The following is a 15,050-nucleotide window of genomic DNA, read 5'->3' as shown; positions in this document are numbered from 1 at the left end:
CCACGCGTGCTGCGCGGCCGACCGCTGCGGGACCGGCTCCCGCTCCCGGGCGTCCCCGCCGAACGACGACACCGCGGCGACCGACTGGTCGCCGCGGTGCTCGTGCTGCTGGTGGTCGGGGTCGCGGTGCTCTACGCCGTGCAGAGCCCGGCCGCACACACCGAGTCGGTGCCGGCCGCGGCCGCGCCCGTCCCGCCCCCTCCGGCCGGCCCGGTCCCGGCGGGGTTCACCGAGCTGTGGCGGGCGGCCAGCCCGGACACGCCGGTGCCACTGGCGGTCGGGGACGGCGTCGTCGTGGCCGAGAGGTCCCGGGTCTCGGGGCGCGACGCCCGCACCGGCGCCGAGCGCTGGAGCTACCGGCGTGACCTGCCGCTGTGCACCACCGGCTTCGCCGACGGCCGGGTGCTCGCGCTCTACCGCAACGACGAGTACTGCTCCGAGCTGTCGACCCTGCAGCCCGACTCCGGGGCGCGGGGACCGGCCCGGACCCTCGACGCCCGGCCCGGCACCCGGCTGATCGGCCAGGACCCGGTGCTCGCGACCGGTCAGGACTACGTCGAGACCTTCCGCTCCGACCTGGTCCGCACCGCGGAGTACGGCACGGTGCGCGCACTGGAGGAGCCCGGCTCGCAGCCGCGGTCGGGGTGCACCTTCGGGTCGTTCGCCGCCGCCGAGGACCGCGCCGTGATCCTGGAACGCTGCCCGGGCGAGCCCTCCGAGCGCCTGACGGTGCTGCGCCCCAGCGGCACCGAGGGCGACCGCCCGGCGTTCGACTCGTCGTCGGTCACCGGGACCGACGGCGCCCAGGTGGTCGCCACCTCCCCCGAGCGCGTCGCCCTGCTGCTGCCGGGCGCGCCCCGCCTGGCCCTCTACGACCGGATGGGGCGCAGCATCGGCGAGTTCCCCGTCGACGCGGGCGGCACGGTCGCCGCCCCCTCCGACGGCGTCGCCCGCACCGCCGCCGACGAGCGCCGCTACTGGTGGACCGGCGGCGCGACCGTCGCGCTGGACACCCGCAGCCTGCAGCCACGCTGGAGTCTGCCCGGCACCCTGGGCCCCGGAACCCGCTACGGCGACCGGTTGCTCGTCCCCGTCCCCGGCGGGGTCGCCGACGTCGACCCGGCGACCGGCGCCGTCGCCCGGACCCTGCCGGTGGACCGCGGCCCGGTCACCGCCCCGGTCCTGCTCGCCGCCCAGGGCGCCCTGCTCGTGGAGCTGCGGGGCGACGAGGTCGTCGTACTGGGTCCGGGCGGCTGAGAACCGACGTTGCCGTAGTGTCGGAGACACTAGTATCTTCGACACCATGACGCAGCGGTCCGGCCTCGCTCTCGCCGTGCTGTCCCTGCTCACCGAGGCGCCCATGCACCCGTACCGGATGCAGCAGCTCGTCCGCGAGCGGGGCAAGGACGACGTGGTCAACGTCGGGCAGCGGTCGCAGCTCTACAAGACGATCGACCGCCTCGCGCGCGACGGCCTGATCGTCGAGCACACGACCGAGCGCGAGACCGCCCGCCCGGAACGCACCCTGTACGCGGTCACCGACGCCGGTCGCGAGACCGCCGAGGAGTGGACCCGGGAGATGCTGACCGCGCCGCGGCCGGACTTCCCCGAGTTCGTCGTCGGCCTCGCGCACCTGCCCCAGCTCACCCCCGCCGACGCCGCCGCGGCGATGGAGACCCGGCTCGACACCCTGCGACGGCGTTCGGCCGGCGCCCGGGCGAACCACGAGTCGGTCGTGGGCCTGCTGCCGCGGGTCGTGCTCGTCGAGCTCGAGTACACCATCGCGATGCTGGAGGCCGAGACCTCCTGGGTCGCCGCGCTCGTCGACGACGTCCGTAGCGGCCGTCTCACCTGGAGCCGCGAGGAGCTGCTGCGCCTGGCCGCCGCACGCGGTGGCCCCGCGCCGCCCGGCGTCCCCTGACCCGGCGCCGGGGGTGTCCCGGCCGCACCGCACGCACGGCCGTCGCGTCCGCGACCGGCCGCGACCCGTCCTGCTCCGACACGGAGGTCCACCATGTCCGTCCGAGTGATCGTCGCCGGTGCCGGCACCGGCGGCCTGTGCCTGGCCCAGCGATTGCACCGGGCCGGGGCCGAGGTCGTCGTCCTGGAACGCGACGCCGACCCGCGCCCGGCCGGGCTGCGCGGCTACCGGGTCGGCATCTCCCCCGACGGCTCCCGCGCCCTGCGGGCCTGCCTGCCCGCGGAGCTGTACGCGGTGTTCGAGGCGACCACGGCCGGGGCCTACGCCGGGCTGCTGATGTGCACCGAGCGCTACCGCGAGCTGCTGTCGCTGCCGTTCGCCGAGATGCCGGGCGGCGGGGCCGAGGAGTTCAACGTCAGCCGCACCACGCTGCGCCGGGTGCTGTTGACCGGCATCGAGGACACCGTCCGGTGGGGCAGCCCGTACGCCTCCCACGAGGTACGCGACGACGGCACCGTGGTCGTGCGGACCGGCGCCGGGGACACGGTCACCGGCGACCTCCTGGTCGGCGCCGACGGCGCGCACTCCCGGGTCCGCGGGCGGTTCCTGCCCGGCGCCGGGCACACCTCCACCGGGCTCGTCGCGATCGGCGGCCGGGCCCCGCTCGACGCCACCACGACGGCCCTGCTGCCCGGGGCCGACGGCATGGCCCTGGTGCTGGGCCGCACCGGGACGATGGGCATCAGCCACGTCATGCGGATGCCCTGGGACGAGGACCGGGTCCCCCGCCCGGGCCTCGACCCGGCGCGCGCCGCGACGCTGCGCGGCTGGCCCGGCCTGGCCGGGGACCCGACCGACGACTTCGTCTCCTGGGGGGTGACCGTCTCGCACACCGTGCTGCCGGGCGGGCGTCCCGCCACCGCGGACGGCTCCGCTCTGCTCACCCTGGCGCAGCAGGTCACCGCGGACTGGGACCCGCGCTGGCGGGAGCTGCTCGACCGGTCGGACCCGGCGTCGGCGTTGTGGATCGACATCCGCACCTCCGACCCGCTGCCGCACTGGGAGCCCGGCCCGGTCACGCTGCTCGGCGATGCCGCGCACACCATGACCCCCGGCCGCGGCGCCGGCGCCAACACCGCCCTGCGCGACGCCCGGGAGCTGGGCGAGCGCCTGGTCCGGGTGCTCGACGGCGACCTCGACCTGCACACCGCCATCGGCGGCTACGAGGCCCGGATGCGCCGCTACTCGGCGGCCGCGGTGCGCGAGTCGCTGCAGCAGATGCACGACGGGTCCGGCCGCGGCCCGGTCCTCCGCGCGCTGGGGACCGTCGCGCAGCGGAGCGGGCTGCAGCTGGTCAACCGGGTCCCCGCGCTGCGCCGTCGGATGGCCAGGAGCATGCAGCGGGTCCGCGACTCCGAGGGCGCCTGACCGGCTACAGGAACCAGCCGAACCCGAGCACCAGCGACGCCGTCACGACCACCACGAGCGCGGCGAGCGACCCGGTACGGTCCCGCCGCCGGTCGGCGACGACCTGGCCGGCGACGGCGACGACCGCCGCGCCGACGTGCGCGACGATCGCACCCGCCCCGGGCCCCGGCACCCCGCTGTTCCCTGCCGCCCACTCCACCACGACCAGTCCCAGCGCCAGCACGACCAGTCCACCGGCGAGTACCCCGGACAGACCGCGCAGCAGCCGGGTCCCGACACCGTCGCCACCCGGTCCGGCGCCGCGGCGCCGCGTGCCCTCCCCGGCGCTCCGGCGGTCGACCGGCCGGCCGGGGGCGCAGGCGGCGGGGTGCTCGTCGTCGCCCGGTCGCCCGGCCGCGCCGGCGGACGGTTCGCGGCGCGGGGCCGGGGCCCCGTCGCCCCGGCGCGGTGCGCGGCGGGACTCGGGCAGCGCCTCGGCGGGCCGCGGGCCGGCCGGCGGGCCGACGGCTCCGCGCCGGCCGGGCGGACCCGACGGCGGGCCCGGCGGACGGGGGTCGTAGCCGTCGGGCCCGGGATGCGGGCGCCCGTACGAGGGTCGCGCCCGGTACGGGGCGGGCGGGCGTGGCGGGAGCGCGGGACGGCCGTGCCGCGGCGGGCCGGGGAACGGCGGGTCGGCGGTCACGGGGCGAGCAGGTCCCACGGTCGGGGCTCGGCGACGGCGGCGCGGCCGGGCGCGCAGTGCCGTCGGACCGCGCAGGTCCCGCAGTGCCCACCGGTGCGGGCCGGGAACAGCGCGGCGGCGTCGCCGCCTGCGGCGAGTGCCGTCGTCGCCCGCGTGGCGGCGTCGGCGGTCGCGGCGGCGGCGGTGACGTGCCGGTCGAGGGAGGCCTGGTCGTGGGTGTGTGCGGCGACGGTCCCACTGGGCACGTGGTGCAGCTCGACGGTGCGGCAGGGACGGCGGAGCACCGAGGCGGTGGCGACGGCGTAGAGCGCGAGCTGGCGGGAGGCCGCCGCGTCGTCGTCGGTCGGTACCCGGCGCCCGGTCTTGAAGTCGACCACGACGGCCTCGCCGTCGCGCGCGTCGATCCGGTCGACCCGGCCCTCCACCAGCAACGGCCCGGCCGGGGCGCGCACCCACCGTTCGACGGCGAGCGGCTCGTCACGCCCGACCGGCCCGTCGACGGCCGCGGCCAGCCAGTCCCGGGCCCGCAGGCGGTACCGGGCGGCCTGGGCGTCGTCGGCGAAACCCTCCCCGGTCCAGTGCCGGTCGACCAGCGCCGCGGCCTGCTCCGGCGTGCGCCGCGACGCGGGCAGGGCCGCCAGCGAGCGCAGCGCCAGGTGCACCACCGCGCCGAGCGAGGTGTGGGCGAATCCGCCGCCCCGCGACGGGGCCGGCCGGTCGACGTGCAGCATCCGGTAGCGGCGGGGGCAGGTGTCCCAGGTGTCGAGCCGGGCCGGGGTGACCCGGTGCAGCGCGGTCGCTCCGAAGTCCGGGTCGAGCAGGTCCAGGCCGAGCTGACCGTCCGGTGCCCCGGTGGCGGGAGCGGTGGTCCGGGCCATGGCGCCACGGTACTCCCGGAGGGTCACCGACCGTCGATCACTCCCGGCGACGCGTCGTCACGGGGCGCCGCCGGATCCGCCGTGCAGCACCGGCACGCCGGTGGCCCGCTCGGCCAGCGCCGCGTAGACCTCCGGGTCGGTCGTCTCCTCGGCGAGCGGGGTCGTCTTGTTGGTGCCGTGGTAGTCGCTGGACCCGGTCGCGAACAGGCCGTGCTCGGCGGCGAGACCCCGCAGCAGCTCCCGGTCGGCCGGGGCGTGGTTCGGGTGGTCGACCTCGACCCCGCCCAGGCCCCAACCGACGAGGTCGACGAGCACCGAGGGCTCCACGACGACACCGCGCGCGCGGGCCAGCGGGTGCGCGAACACCGCGACCCCACCCGCCGCGACGATCATCTCGACCGCCGTCTCGACCCGGGTGTCGGCCCGCGGCACGTAGTAGGGGCTGTCGTTGTGGAGCAGCTCGGCGAACGCCTCGTCGACCGACCCGACCACGCCGGCCGCGACGAGGGCACGGGCCAGGTGCGGGCGGCCCGCGCTGGCCCCCTCGGGCAGGTGCGCGAACACGGTGTCGACGTCGACGGGGTACCCGTCCGCGGCCATCCGGCCGATCATCGTCTCCAGCCGCTGCACCCGCTCCCCCCGCAGCCGCTCCTGCTCCGCCACGAGCGCGGCGTGCCCGGGGTCGAACAGGTAGCCGAGCAGGTGCACCGAGCAGCGCGGCTCGCCCGTCCGGTCGGTCGGGCTGAGACAGGAGAACTCGGCGCCGCGCACCAGGTCGAGGCCCGCGGGGAGCGCGGCCGCGGCGTCGGCCCACCCGCCCGTGGTGTCGTGGTCGGTGATCGCGACGACGTCGAGCCCCGCGGCCCCGGCCGCCCGGACCAGCTCGGCCGGGGAGTCGGTGCCGTCGGACGCGGTGGAGTGGGCGTGCAGGTCGATGACGGACACGCCGCCGACCCTAGCCCGGCGCACGCCACGTGCACCCCGGGACGCGGCCGCACCCTCCGGTCGGTCAGGACGACCCGGACCGGTCGGCGGGCACGGTCGAGCCCGGGGACGACGTCCCGCGCCGACCGGGGCGGGACGCCCGCCCCGGTGCCGGGGTCAGCGTCGCCAGCGCGGCTTGGCGAGCATGCCGGTCGCGCGCGTCTTGCCCTTCTCCCCGAAGACCAGCTCGGAGAGTGCCTCGTAGATCTCCTCGGGGCGCGGCATGTAGTCGATGCGGTTGAGCGCCTGGATCTGGCCCGCGGACTCCACGACCATCGTGCCGTAACCGAGCATGCGACCGGACAGCGAACGCTGGAACGTCAGGTCGGTGACCTTGCCCAGCGGCATCATGCCGACGTTGTGCACGATGATCCCCTGGGCGATCATCACCCGCTTGTCGGTGATCACGATCCGCTCGATCCACCAGAGGATCGACAGCGCCGTGTACCGCAGGACGGCCACGACGACCAGGTAGAACGCCAGGTTGTCGATGACGGCGTCCAGCACCGGGTCGATCCCGGGACGGTCGAGCAGCTGCTCGATCCCGACCACGACCACGATGAACAGCGCGGTCTGCCAGATGTGTCGGACCATCACGGCCCAGTGCTGGCGCACACGGATGACGCGTCGCTCCGTGGGGAGCAGGTACTCGTCGATCTCCCGGGGCGCGAGCACGGGCTCAGATCAGGTTGGTGACGAAGGTCGAGACGGACTGCGCCGCGTCGTAGAGGATGTTGCCCACGTTCGAGACCGAACCGGCTGCACCGTTGGGATTGGTGATCACCAGGAAGATCCCCAGCGCCACCGCTACCAGGATCAGGATCTTCTTCACGTTCCCTGCCCACCCGTTTCTCGGTGTGTCGGACACACAGACATGTCATTGGTACCGGAGGGCCGACTGGCCCCGGTACCGGCACCCGAGCAGCGTACCGTCGTTCCGGATGACCGACAGTAGCCGACACGTCGCCTGCGTGGGTGGAATCGTGTTCGACCCGGACGGACGATTGCTCCTCGTCCGCCGAGGGAACGAGCCCGGCCGGGGCCTGTGGTCGGTTCCGGGCGGGCGGGTCGAGGCCGGGGAGAGCGAGCACGCCGCCGTCGTCCGCGAGCTCGCCGAGGAGACCGGTCTGGACGTCGTCCCCGGTCGGCTGGCCGGTGTGGTGTTCCGCGGTCCCTACCGGATCGCCGACTACGTGTGCACCCTCGCGCCCGGCGGCGGCGCCCCGCGGGCCGGCGACGACGCCACCGACGCCCGGTTCGTCGACCGGGCGGACTACGCGGCGCTGGCGGTCGTCGACGGGCTCACCGAGACCCTCGGTGGGTGGGACTGCCTGCCCCGGTCCTGACGCCACGCCGGGTGCCCACCCGGATCCGCGGTCGGCGTGTGGGTGACACAGGACGGCCCCCGGCTCCGGGCGGAGTCGGGGGCCGGTACCGCGGGGACGGACCCCGCCGGGTCAGACCTGCGGTGTGGGGCGGCCCGGCTGCTCGCCGCCACGGCTGTCGCCGTAGGACCGCTTGGGCACCATGACCTTGCGGCGGAACGTGCAGACGACGGTGCCGTCCTGCTTGTAGCCGCGGGTCTCGACGTACACGACGCCGCGGTCGTCCTTCGACTTCGACGGGGTCCGGTCGAGGACCTCGGTCTCGCCGTAGATCGTGTCGCCGTGGAAGGTCGGCTTGGTGTGCTTGAGCGACTCGACCTCCAGGTTCGCGATCGCCTTGCCCGACACGTCGGGCACCGACATCCCCAGCAGCAGCGAGTAGATGTAGTTGCCGACCACGACGTTCTTGCCGAAGTCGGTCGTCTCCTCCGCGTAGTGCGCATCCATGTGCAGCGGGTGGTGGTTCATGGTGAGGAGGCAGAACAGGTGGTCGTCGTACTCGGTGACCGTCTTACCGGGCCAGTGCTTGTAGACCGCACCGACCTCGAACTCCTCGTAGTAGCGCCCGAACTGCACCGTTCACGCTCCCATCACGCCGTGTCCTCCGTTGCGGGAGTAACCTATCCGGTGGCCCGCGCGAGGAAGGGCGGTCCGGCTCACACGTGCACGGTCGGGGATGTCACATCTCGGTGACCTCCGCCGGCGCACGGACGAGACACAGGACGGTCCGCCGAACGGCAGGGAGGTGAGTGCGGTGTCCGCGTCCCAGACACCGGCGAGCAGTAGGTGCCGCCTCCCGCTGCGCACGGCCCCGGGGTACGTCCGGGGCTGATCCCGGCGGGAGGCGAGTTCCGGCCCGGCGGCCGCCGCGTGCGGTCGCACCGATCCCCGGTACCGCTCGCCCCCTCGAGCCGTACCGGCATGCCCGGAGGTGGTCCTCGTGATGCCCTCGCTCTCCCAGCTCCGTCCCACCATCCGCCCGTCCCGCCGTGCCGAGCGCGCCGCCGCCCGGGCCGCGGCGAGCCCACCCGTCCGGCTGCGCGTCCCGCTGTCGGCCTACGTCGTCGACTGCGCCGTCTACGTCGGCGGTCACCGGCTCGCCGGTCGCTGGACCCACGACGAGGCGATCGCCGAGGTCCGCGAGCGCGGCGAGGGCTTCGTCTGGATCGGCCTGCACGAGCCGGACTCCGAGCAGATCGCGGGCGGCGCCGAGACCTACGGGCTGCACGAGCTCGCCGTCGAGGACGCGGTGCACGCCCACAACCGCCCCAAGCTCGAGCGCTACGACGACACGCTGTTCATGGTGCTCAAGACCGTCCGCTACGTCGGGCACGCCGACCCGACGACGTCGAACGAGATCGTCGAGACCGGCGAGGTCATGGCCTTCCTCGGACGCGACTTCGTCGTCACCGTCCGGCACGGCCGCCACACCGGCCTGCGTGAGGTCCGGCGGCGGCTCGAGGACGACCCGGAACAGCTCCAGCTCGGCCCGGCCGCGGTGCTGCACGCGATCGCCGACCACGTCGTGGACTCCTACATCGAGGTCTGCGGCCAGATCGAGGACGACATCGACGCGGTCGAGGCGGAGGTGTTCTCGCCGCGCTCGACGATGAACCCCGAGCAGATCTACGTCATGAAGCGCGAGATCCTCGACCTGCGCCGCTGCGTGATGCCACTGGTCGGGCCGATGCGCAAGCTCGCCGAGGGCTACAGCGCGCTGGTCCCGCACGACGTGCGGTCCTACTTCCGCGACGTCGACGACCACCTCGGTGGCGTCGCCGAGCAGGTGGCCGGCTTCAACGAGCTCCTGACCACCCTGGTCGACGCGGTCCTGGCGAAGATCAGCATGCGGCAGAACAACGACATGCGGAAGATCACCGCCTACGCGGGCCTGATCTCGGTGCCGACGATGATCGCCGGCGTCTACGGGATGAACTTCGACTCGATGCCCGAGCTGCACTGGGACTTCGGCTACCCGATGGTCCTGCTGGTCATCGCGACGCTGTGCGGTCTGCTCTACCGCAACTTCCGCCGCAACGGCTGGCTGTAGGCCTCCGCTCAGACCCGGCGGGTGCCCGTCGGCGGGGTCGGCGGCTCGTCGTCACCCGCGGGCGGGGGTGTCTCCTCCGGGCGCGGCCTCGGCGGGCCGGGGCGGCGCAGGCCGACCGGGCGCCGCGGCCGGGGGCCGGACGTCGGCCGCCGCGGTCCCCCGGGAACCGGGTCGTCGGGCCGGGGCCCGGGCACGGGGTCGTCGGTCCCGGCCCCGGCGGGACCCGCGGCCCCGGACGGACCGGACCCGGTGGCGCCGGGCTCCGCGGGTCCGGACGCGTCGGCTCCGGCGGAGCCCGGCTCCCCCGGCCCGGACGCGCCGGCTCCCGCGCGGCCGGGCCCGGTTCCCGGCAGTCCGTACCGCAACGCCCGGGCGACGGCGTGCCCGCGCGGCCGGGTGTCCGCGTCGTCGTCGGAGGCGGGGCCGGGTCCCGGGCGGGACGTGTCCGGAACGTGGTCGTCCGCCCCCCGGGGCGCGTCGTCGGTGCCGTCGGTGCCGTTGCGGTCGGTGCCGTTGCGGTCGGTGCCGTCGGGGTGTGCGGGAGCGGCCGTGTCCGCGGTGTCCGCGGTGTCCGCGGCGTCCGCGGGGGGCGTGGTGCGCCCGGGGGCGTCGCCCTCCCCCACCTCGACGTCGTCGCCGATCCGTTCCGGGAGCGCCTCGGCGTAGCCGGGGTCCTCGGGCCCGCCCTCGGCGACGGGCTCGGCGGCGTCGTCGGGGGCCGGGCCGGTGTCCTCGCGCAGGGGCCGCCACCCGGCGGCGGCGATGGCCGAGCGGCGGGCGCGGCGTTCCCGGCGCTCCCCCACCACGTCGGGCTCGTCGGGACGCCGTCCCAGGAAGGTGTGCACCAGGTGCTGCTGGGACCCGCCGACGGTCTGGACACGGACGTCGTCGAATCCGGCGCGCTCCATCCGGTGCACCATCTGCTCCGGCCCGCCGGCCGTCGCGATCCGCTTGGCCCGGTAGCGGGCCAGGTCGGCGACCCCCCAGCGCAGCGAGGCCATCGGCAGCATCCAGGTCCAGTTCGCGGTGGTCCACCGCACCCGGTTCCGGCTCCCGCCGACGGCGTAGTCGTGCACGGCCAGCGGGGCGCCGGGCTCGAGCAGGCTCAGCAGGCGTCGCAGGCCGTGCTCGGCATCGGGCAGGTTCGACACGAGGAAGGACGCGAGGATGCCGTCGAACGGCCCCTCGACACCGGCCTCGGCAAGGGTCTCCAGCCGGGAGTGCACGAACGTCACCCGGGGCGACCAGTTCTTCCGCCGGGCCACGGCGAGCATCTCCGCGGACGCGTCGACCGCCACCACCTCGGCACCCCCGACGCTGGTCAGCAGCGCCTCGGTGGACACCCCGGTGCCGCAGCCGACGTCCAGCAGCCGCAGGCCGTGTCCCTCGCCGAGGCCCATCCGGGACGCCGACACCCGCAGGTGGGTGCGGTAGCCGGGCAGGGTGGCGACGAAGGCGTCGAAGCCCGCGGCCCCTCGCCCGTAGGCACGGTGCACCGTGGCCGGGCGGATCTGGTCGCTCTCCTGCCACGCCTCGCCGCTCACGGGGCCTGATCCTGCCCGCAGCGCCCCGCGTCCGGAACCCGACGCGCCCTCCCGGATGGGGTGTGACACCCACCCGGGAGGGCGCGCTGGGCCGAACGTGGTTCCGGAGCCACCCGTGCGGCGCAGCGGGCGCGGCGCCGGGGCGGGCGCCGGCTCAGCAGCAGCGTCCCTGCGGGTTGCTCTCCTGGTACTCGCTGCGGGCCCGCCAGTACTCCCGCTCCGTCATCGGCGGGTGGTCGTGCCCGGTGCGGCGGTGGTGGTCGAGGTAGCGGTCGTAGAGGTCCGCCCCGATCACCCCGCGCCACCAGCCGTGCAGCGCCCGCAGCCGGGTGAGCGTCCTGGCCGTCACGGTCGGTACGGTCACGGTCAGTGCCCCGACCGCGCCGGTGTGCCGACCGCCTCGGTCCACTCCTTCTCCAGCTCCTTCTCCGCCGGGGTCGCGACCAGGCCCGCCGGGGCGTAGAGCCGCGATGCCACCGGCTCCTCCTCGTGGTCCGGACGGCCACCCACCGAGATCGACTTCCAGGCGGCCAGCACCGCGGCGACGATCACGACGAGCGCAAGCGTCACGAACAGGATCGACAGCGAGCCCTGCACGAAGGTGTTGCGGACGACGGCCGCCATCGCCTGTGGGGTGCCCGCGGTGCCGAAGCTCGTCTCCCCGGACGCGATGGCCTCGCGGAAGGCGAGGTGCTGCGCCCAGTACCCGATCTTCGGGTTCGAGGAGAAGATCTTGTACATCGACGCCGTGACCGTGACGACCGCGGCGAAGGCCAGTGGCACGACGATGATCCACAGATAGCGCACCTGCCCGCGCCGTGCCGCGATCGCCAGGCAGACCGCGAGCGCGATCGCGGCGAGCAGCTGGTTCGCGATGCCGAACAGCGGGAACAGCGTGTTGATCCCGCCGAGCGGGTCGCTCACGCCCATCAGCAGGATCGCGCCCCACGCCCCGACCATCAGGCCGGTGCAGATCCAGGCCGCCGGCCGCCACGAGGTGTCCTTGAACCGCGGGACGACGGTGCCGATCGCGTCCTGGAGCATGAAGCGCGCCACCCGGGTACCCGCGTCGACGGCGGTGAGGATGAACAGCGCCTCGAACATGATCGCGAAGTGGTACCAGAAGCTCATCATCGCGGGCCCGCCGATGAACTGCTGCATGATGTTCGCCAGGCCGACGGCCAGGGTCGGCGCGCCGCCGGTGCGCGACACGATCGACTCCTCGCCGACCAGCGCCGCGGTCGTCGCGAGCTGGTCCGGGGGTGACGTTGACGTTCATCAGGCCGAGCGAGTTGACGAACGCGGCCGCACCCTCGACGGTGCCCTCGGTCAGCGACGTGGGCACGTTCATCGCGAAGTAGAGCCCGCGGTCGATCGACAGCGCCGCGACCAGCGCCATGATCGCGACGAAGGACTCCATCAGCATGCCGCCGTAGCCGATGAACCGGGTCTGGCGCTCCTTCTCGACCAGCTTAGAGGTCATTTCAGAACGAGGTCGACGTGTCTGTTGTAGACGACAAGCGGCTATCTGACCTGCCGTTTGATCTGTCGTCGAGGGGTCAATGGAAACTCGACAAGTCGTTCTGAAACGACCTCTAAGAGCGTCCGGCGATTGATGGTTATCGGAGTCGACGGGTCGTGGGTCGGGTTGTCCAGCGGTAGCGGCTGCGGGCACGGTTGATCAGCCGGCGGATCACGGTGAGCGCGGCGGCGAGGTCGAGGTAGAACTCGACGATGATCTTCCGGCGATCGGTGAACCGGCGCAGCTTGCCGTAGCCGTTCATCCAGGAATGGGTGCGCTCGACCGGCCACCGCTTACCGACCTGGATCGGGGCGGGCCGGCCCTTGGTGGCGATCTGTGCGTCGAACCCGAGTCGTTCGAGCAGATCGCGGGTCTTGCCTGAGTCATAGCCCCGGTCCAGGTGCAGGCACGGTCGCTCGGGCAGCGGCCCGATCATGTCGTAGATCCCGATCAGGGTCGGTTTCAGCAACGGCGAGTCGTGGTCATTGGCGCGGGCGCTGATCAGGTGCAGCGGGATCCCCGCACCGTCGCAGACCACGGAGCGTTTGGTGCCCTGTTTGCCCCGGTCGACCGGGTTACAGCCGGCGACCTCGCCACCGCAGGGAGCCTTGGTGATCGCTCCGTCGGCAGACAGATCGTCGAGGTCGAGACCGATCATCTAGTCATAGCCGGCCAGCGCGGCCCGAAGGACCTGCTCCCCGACGCCAGCGGCGGCCCACTGGGCGAGACGGCGGCGGATCGTGCGGTCCGAGCAGCCGGGGGTGGCAATGCGTTCGTAGCCGCTGCCGTGCACCAACGCCGCGAGCACGTGCTCGAACACCAGGCGGTCGGGGATACGGCGGCGGTGACATCCCCACGGATGGGCCGGGTCGAACTCCGGGCGCCGCTCTGCCTCGATCAGGGCAGCGAACTCGACCCAGAGGGGGTCGATCAGCGATTCTGGCAATAGAGGCACGGACCCTCCAGGCGACCATCAGGACATCAGCAATCCCATGATCACTTGCAGGTCCGTGTCTCTACCAACACCGACACACGGCCACCTCTACTGCCGGACGCTCTTAGAGGTCATTTCAGAACGAGGTCGACGTGTCTGTTGTAGACGACAAGCGGCTATCTGACCTGCCGTTTGATCTGTCGTCGAGGGGTCAATGGAAACTCGACAAGTCGTTCTGAAACGACCTCTTAGTACTCCAGCCGCAGTTTGTGATGTTGATGTGCGCTAAGCTTCGATCTTGTGCAGGTGGAGGAGGATCTCGAGGCGTGGGCCGGTGGCCTGGATGGGCTGTTCGGGCTGGTGGCGGGCCGGTTCTTCCGGACGGAACCGCGGCGTCGGGCGCGGGCGTATGTGCGGGGGTTGTTGGCGCCGTTGGCGGGGAAGAACGGGTGGACGCTGGCCGAGGTCGCCGGTGACACGACTCCGGATGGGATGCAGCGGCTGCTCAACTCCGCGACCTGGGATGTCGACGGTGTCCGTGATGACCTGCGGGATTACGTCGTCGAGCACCTCGGCGAGTCCGGTGGGGTGCTGATCGTCGATGAGACCGGGTTCCTGAAGAAGGGGACGAAGTCGGCGGGGGTGCAGCGCCAGTACTCGGGCACTGCCGGGCGGGTGGAGAACTGCCAGCTCGGAGTCTTCTGTGCCTATGCCACGAGCAAGGGCCGGACGTTGATCGACCGCGAGCTCTACCTGCCCAAGTCCTGGACCGGTGATCGGGAACGCTGCCGAGCCGCGGCGGTGCCTGAGGAGATCGAGTTCGCCACCAAGGCCACGCTGGCCAAGGAAATGCTCGGCCGTGCCCTCGATGCCGGGGTTCCCGCAGGATGGGTGACCGCGGACGAGGCATACGGGCAGGACTACAAGTTCCGCACCTGGTGCGAGCAGCGCCGGATCGGCTACGTCGTCGCGGTTCCGCGCAGCCAGTCCGTCCCGTTGTCCCTGGACGCCGACATCTGTCAGATCAGCGGCTCACGACGGGCCGACGACCTGGTCGCCCGCGCTCCCGGACGGGCGTGGAAGCGCCGCTCAGCCGGTCCGGGTGTGAAGGGAGAACGCTTCTACGACTGGGCCGTGGCCTCGCTGTATCCGCCCGAGAACGCCCCGGCCGGATGGGGCCGATGGCTACTGGTCCGACGTCAGATCCTCACCGACACACAGCTCTCCGCCGGCGAGGAGCCCGATCTGGCCTACTACCTGTGCGCCGGCCCGCCCGGCACCACCGACGACGATCTCATCCGCGTCGCCGGCACGCGGTGGGCGATCGAGGAGTGCTTCCAGACCGCGAAGAACGAGGTCGGGCTCGACCACTATCAAGTGCGGCGTTACGACGCCTGGTACCGCCACGTCACCCTGGCTATTCTCGCCCACGCCTACCTCTCGGTCACCGCGGCGATCGCCCCAAAAGACCTGATCACGGGCTCATCCCGCTCACCCTCGCCGAGATCCGACGTCTCCTGGCACCTCTGATCCACATTCCCACCCAGGCGCCGTGCTGGGCCTGGTCGACCTGGCGACGTCGCCACCAACACCGAGCCCGCGAAAGCCACTATCGACGACGAAGACAGCTCAGCTAACGAAGTGCGGCTGGAGTATTAGAGGTCGTTTCAGAAGTCGGCGTGTCGGTCCTGTGTGGATCGGCGCTGGTAGCTGATCATGTCC

The 15,050-nt window shown here is 73.3% G+C and carries 15 protein-coding genes and 2 pseudogenes; 6 read left to right on the top strand and 11 right to left on the bottom strand.

Going from position 1 to position 15,050, the window contains the following annotated elements:
• Positions 1-6 precede the first annotated feature (6 nt).
• From KPF47_RS14955 to KPF47_RS14945, 3 genes are all read left to right on the top strand, one after another.
• Complete coding sequence (locus KPF47_RS14955; RefSeq protein ID WP_224389398.1) at positions 7-1,257, top strand: PQQ-binding-like beta-propeller repeat protein; 1,251 nt, start codon at positions 7-9, stop codon at positions 1,255-1,257.
• Between the two features lie 46 nt (positions 1,258-1,303).
• Positions 1,304-1,921, top strand: coding sequence for a PadR family transcriptional regulator (locus KPF47_RS14950; RefSeq protein WP_224389397.1), 618 nt, complete (start codon positions 1,304-1,306; stop codon positions 1,919-1,921).
• Positions 1,922-2,014: 93 nt separating this feature from the next.
• Positions 2,015-3,349: an NAD(P)/FAD-dependent oxidoreductase gene (locus KPF47_RS14945; protein ID WP_224389396.1), complete on the top strand. Its 1,335-nt coding sequence runs from the start codon at positions 2,015-2,017 to the stop codon at positions 3,347-3,349.
• 4 nt (positions 3,350-3,353) lie between these two features.
• Here the strand turns inward: KPF47_RS14945 and KPF47_RS14940 are convergent, their stop codons facing one another.
• The 5 genes from KPF47_RS14940 to KPF47_RS14920 form a co-directional block, all read right to left on the bottom strand.
• Positions 3,354-4,031 carry a hypothetical protein gene (locus KPF47_RS14940; RefSeq protein ID WP_224389395.1) on the bottom strand — a complete coding sequence of 226 codons (678 nt, stop codon included), beginning with the start codon at positions 4,029-4,031 and terminating at the stop codon, positions 3,354-3,356.
• A complete protein-coding gene (locus KPF47_RS14935; protein WP_224389394.1) occupies positions 4,028-4,909 on the bottom strand; it encodes a PD-(D/E)XK nuclease family protein in 882 nt (293 codons plus the stop codon). Before KPF47_RS14935 ends, KPF47_RS14940 begins: the two co-directional genes overlap by 4 nt.
• A 57-nt stretch (positions 4,910-4,966) precedes the next feature.
• A complete protein-coding gene (locus tag KPF47_RS14930; protein WP_224389393.1) occupies positions 4,967-5,854 on the bottom strand; it encodes a PHP domain-containing protein in 888 nt (295 codons plus the stop codon).
• A 156-nt stretch (positions 5,855-6,010) separates the two neighbouring features.
• Positions 6,011-6,568: a PH domain-containing protein gene (locus KPF47_RS14925; RefSeq protein WP_224389392.1), complete on the bottom strand. Its 558-nt coding sequence runs from the start codon at positions 6,566-6,568 to the stop codon at positions 6,011-6,013.
• Between the two features lie 4 nt (positions 6,569-6,572).
• Complete coding sequence (locus KPF47_RS14920) at positions 6,573-6,725, bottom strand: hypothetical protein (protein ID WP_167379107.1); 153 nt, start codon at positions 6,723-6,725, stop codon at positions 6,573-6,575.
• Between the two features lie 109 nt (positions 6,726-6,834).
• Between KPF47_RS14920 and KPF47_RS14915 the strand changes: the two genes are divergently transcribed.
• Positions 6,835-7,239: an NUDIX hydrolase gene (locus KPF47_RS14915; RefSeq protein ID WP_224389391.1), complete on the top strand. Its 405-nt coding sequence runs from the start codon at positions 6,835-6,837 to the stop codon at positions 7,237-7,239.
• Positions 7,240-7,350: 111 nt separating this feature from the next.
• Here the strand turns inward: KPF47_RS14915 and KPF47_RS14910 are convergent, their stop codons facing one another.
• Positions 7,351-7,854, bottom strand: a complete 504-nt coding sequence (locus tag KPF47_RS14910) for a MaoC family dehydratase (RefSeq protein WP_224389390.1) — start codon at positions 7,852-7,854, stop codon at positions 7,351-7,353.
• Positions 7,855-8,221: 367 nt separating this feature from the next.
• Between KPF47_RS14910 and corA the strand changes: the two genes are divergently transcribed.
• A complete protein-coding gene (gene corA / locus KPF47_RS14905) occupies positions 8,222-9,328 on the top strand; it encodes a magnesium/cobalt transporter CorA (protein WP_224389389.1) in 1,107 nt (368 codons plus the stop codon).
• A gap of 8 nt (positions 9,329-9,336) precedes the next feature.
• Here corA and KPF47_RS39695 read toward each other — a convergent pair whose 3' ends face one another.
• The 5 genes and pseudogenes from KPF47_RS39695 to KPF47_RS14880 form a co-directional block, all read right to left on the bottom strand.
• Positions 9,337-10,872, bottom strand: coding sequence for a methyltransferase domain-containing protein (locus KPF47_RS39695; protein WP_308015401.1), 1,536 nt, complete (start codon positions 10,870-10,872; stop codon positions 9,337-9,339).
• 154 nt (positions 10,873-11,026) lie between these two features.
• The gene (locus KPF47_RS14895) at positions 11,027-11,236 is read right to left on the bottom strand and encodes a YbdD/YjiX family protein (protein ID WP_224389926.1); all 210 of its coding nucleotides are present in this window, start codon (positions 11,234-11,236) and stop codon (positions 11,027-11,029) included.
• 2 nt (positions 11,237-11,238) lie between these two features.
• The gene (locus tag KPF47_RS14890) at positions 11,239-12,084 is read right to left on the bottom strand and encodes a carbon starvation CstA family protein (RefSeq protein ID WP_224389388.1); all 846 of its coding nucleotides are present in this window, start codon (positions 12,082-12,084) and stop codon (positions 11,239-11,241) included.
• A gap of 124 nt (positions 12,085-12,208) precedes the next feature.
• Positions 12,209-12,355: pseudogene (locus KPF47_RS14885) on the bottom strand (carbon starvation CstA family protein); the annotation flags it as partial.
• 136 nt (positions 12,356-12,491) lie between these two features.
• A pseudogene (locus KPF47_RS14880) lies at positions 12,492-13,349 on the bottom strand (IS5 family transposase).
• Positions 13,350-13,634: 285 nt separating this feature from the next.
• Here KPF47_RS14880 and KPF47_RS14875 point away from each other — a divergent pair.
• Positions 13,635-14,858: an IS701 family transposase gene (locus tag KPF47_RS14875; protein ID WP_374108783.1), complete on the top strand. Its 1,224-nt coding sequence runs from the start codon at positions 13,635-13,637 to the stop codon at positions 14,856-14,858.
• The last annotated feature ends 192 nt before the right edge of the window (positions 14,859-15,050 follow it).

It is taken from the genome of Pseudonocardia sp. ICBG1293, from assembly GCF_020131355.1.
Lineage (GTDB): Bacteria > Actinomycetota > Actinomycetes > Mycobacteriales > Pseudonocardiaceae > Pseudonocardia.
Note: the sequence above shows the minus strand (reverse complement) of the source record. Positions and strands in the feature narration are given on the sequence as shown.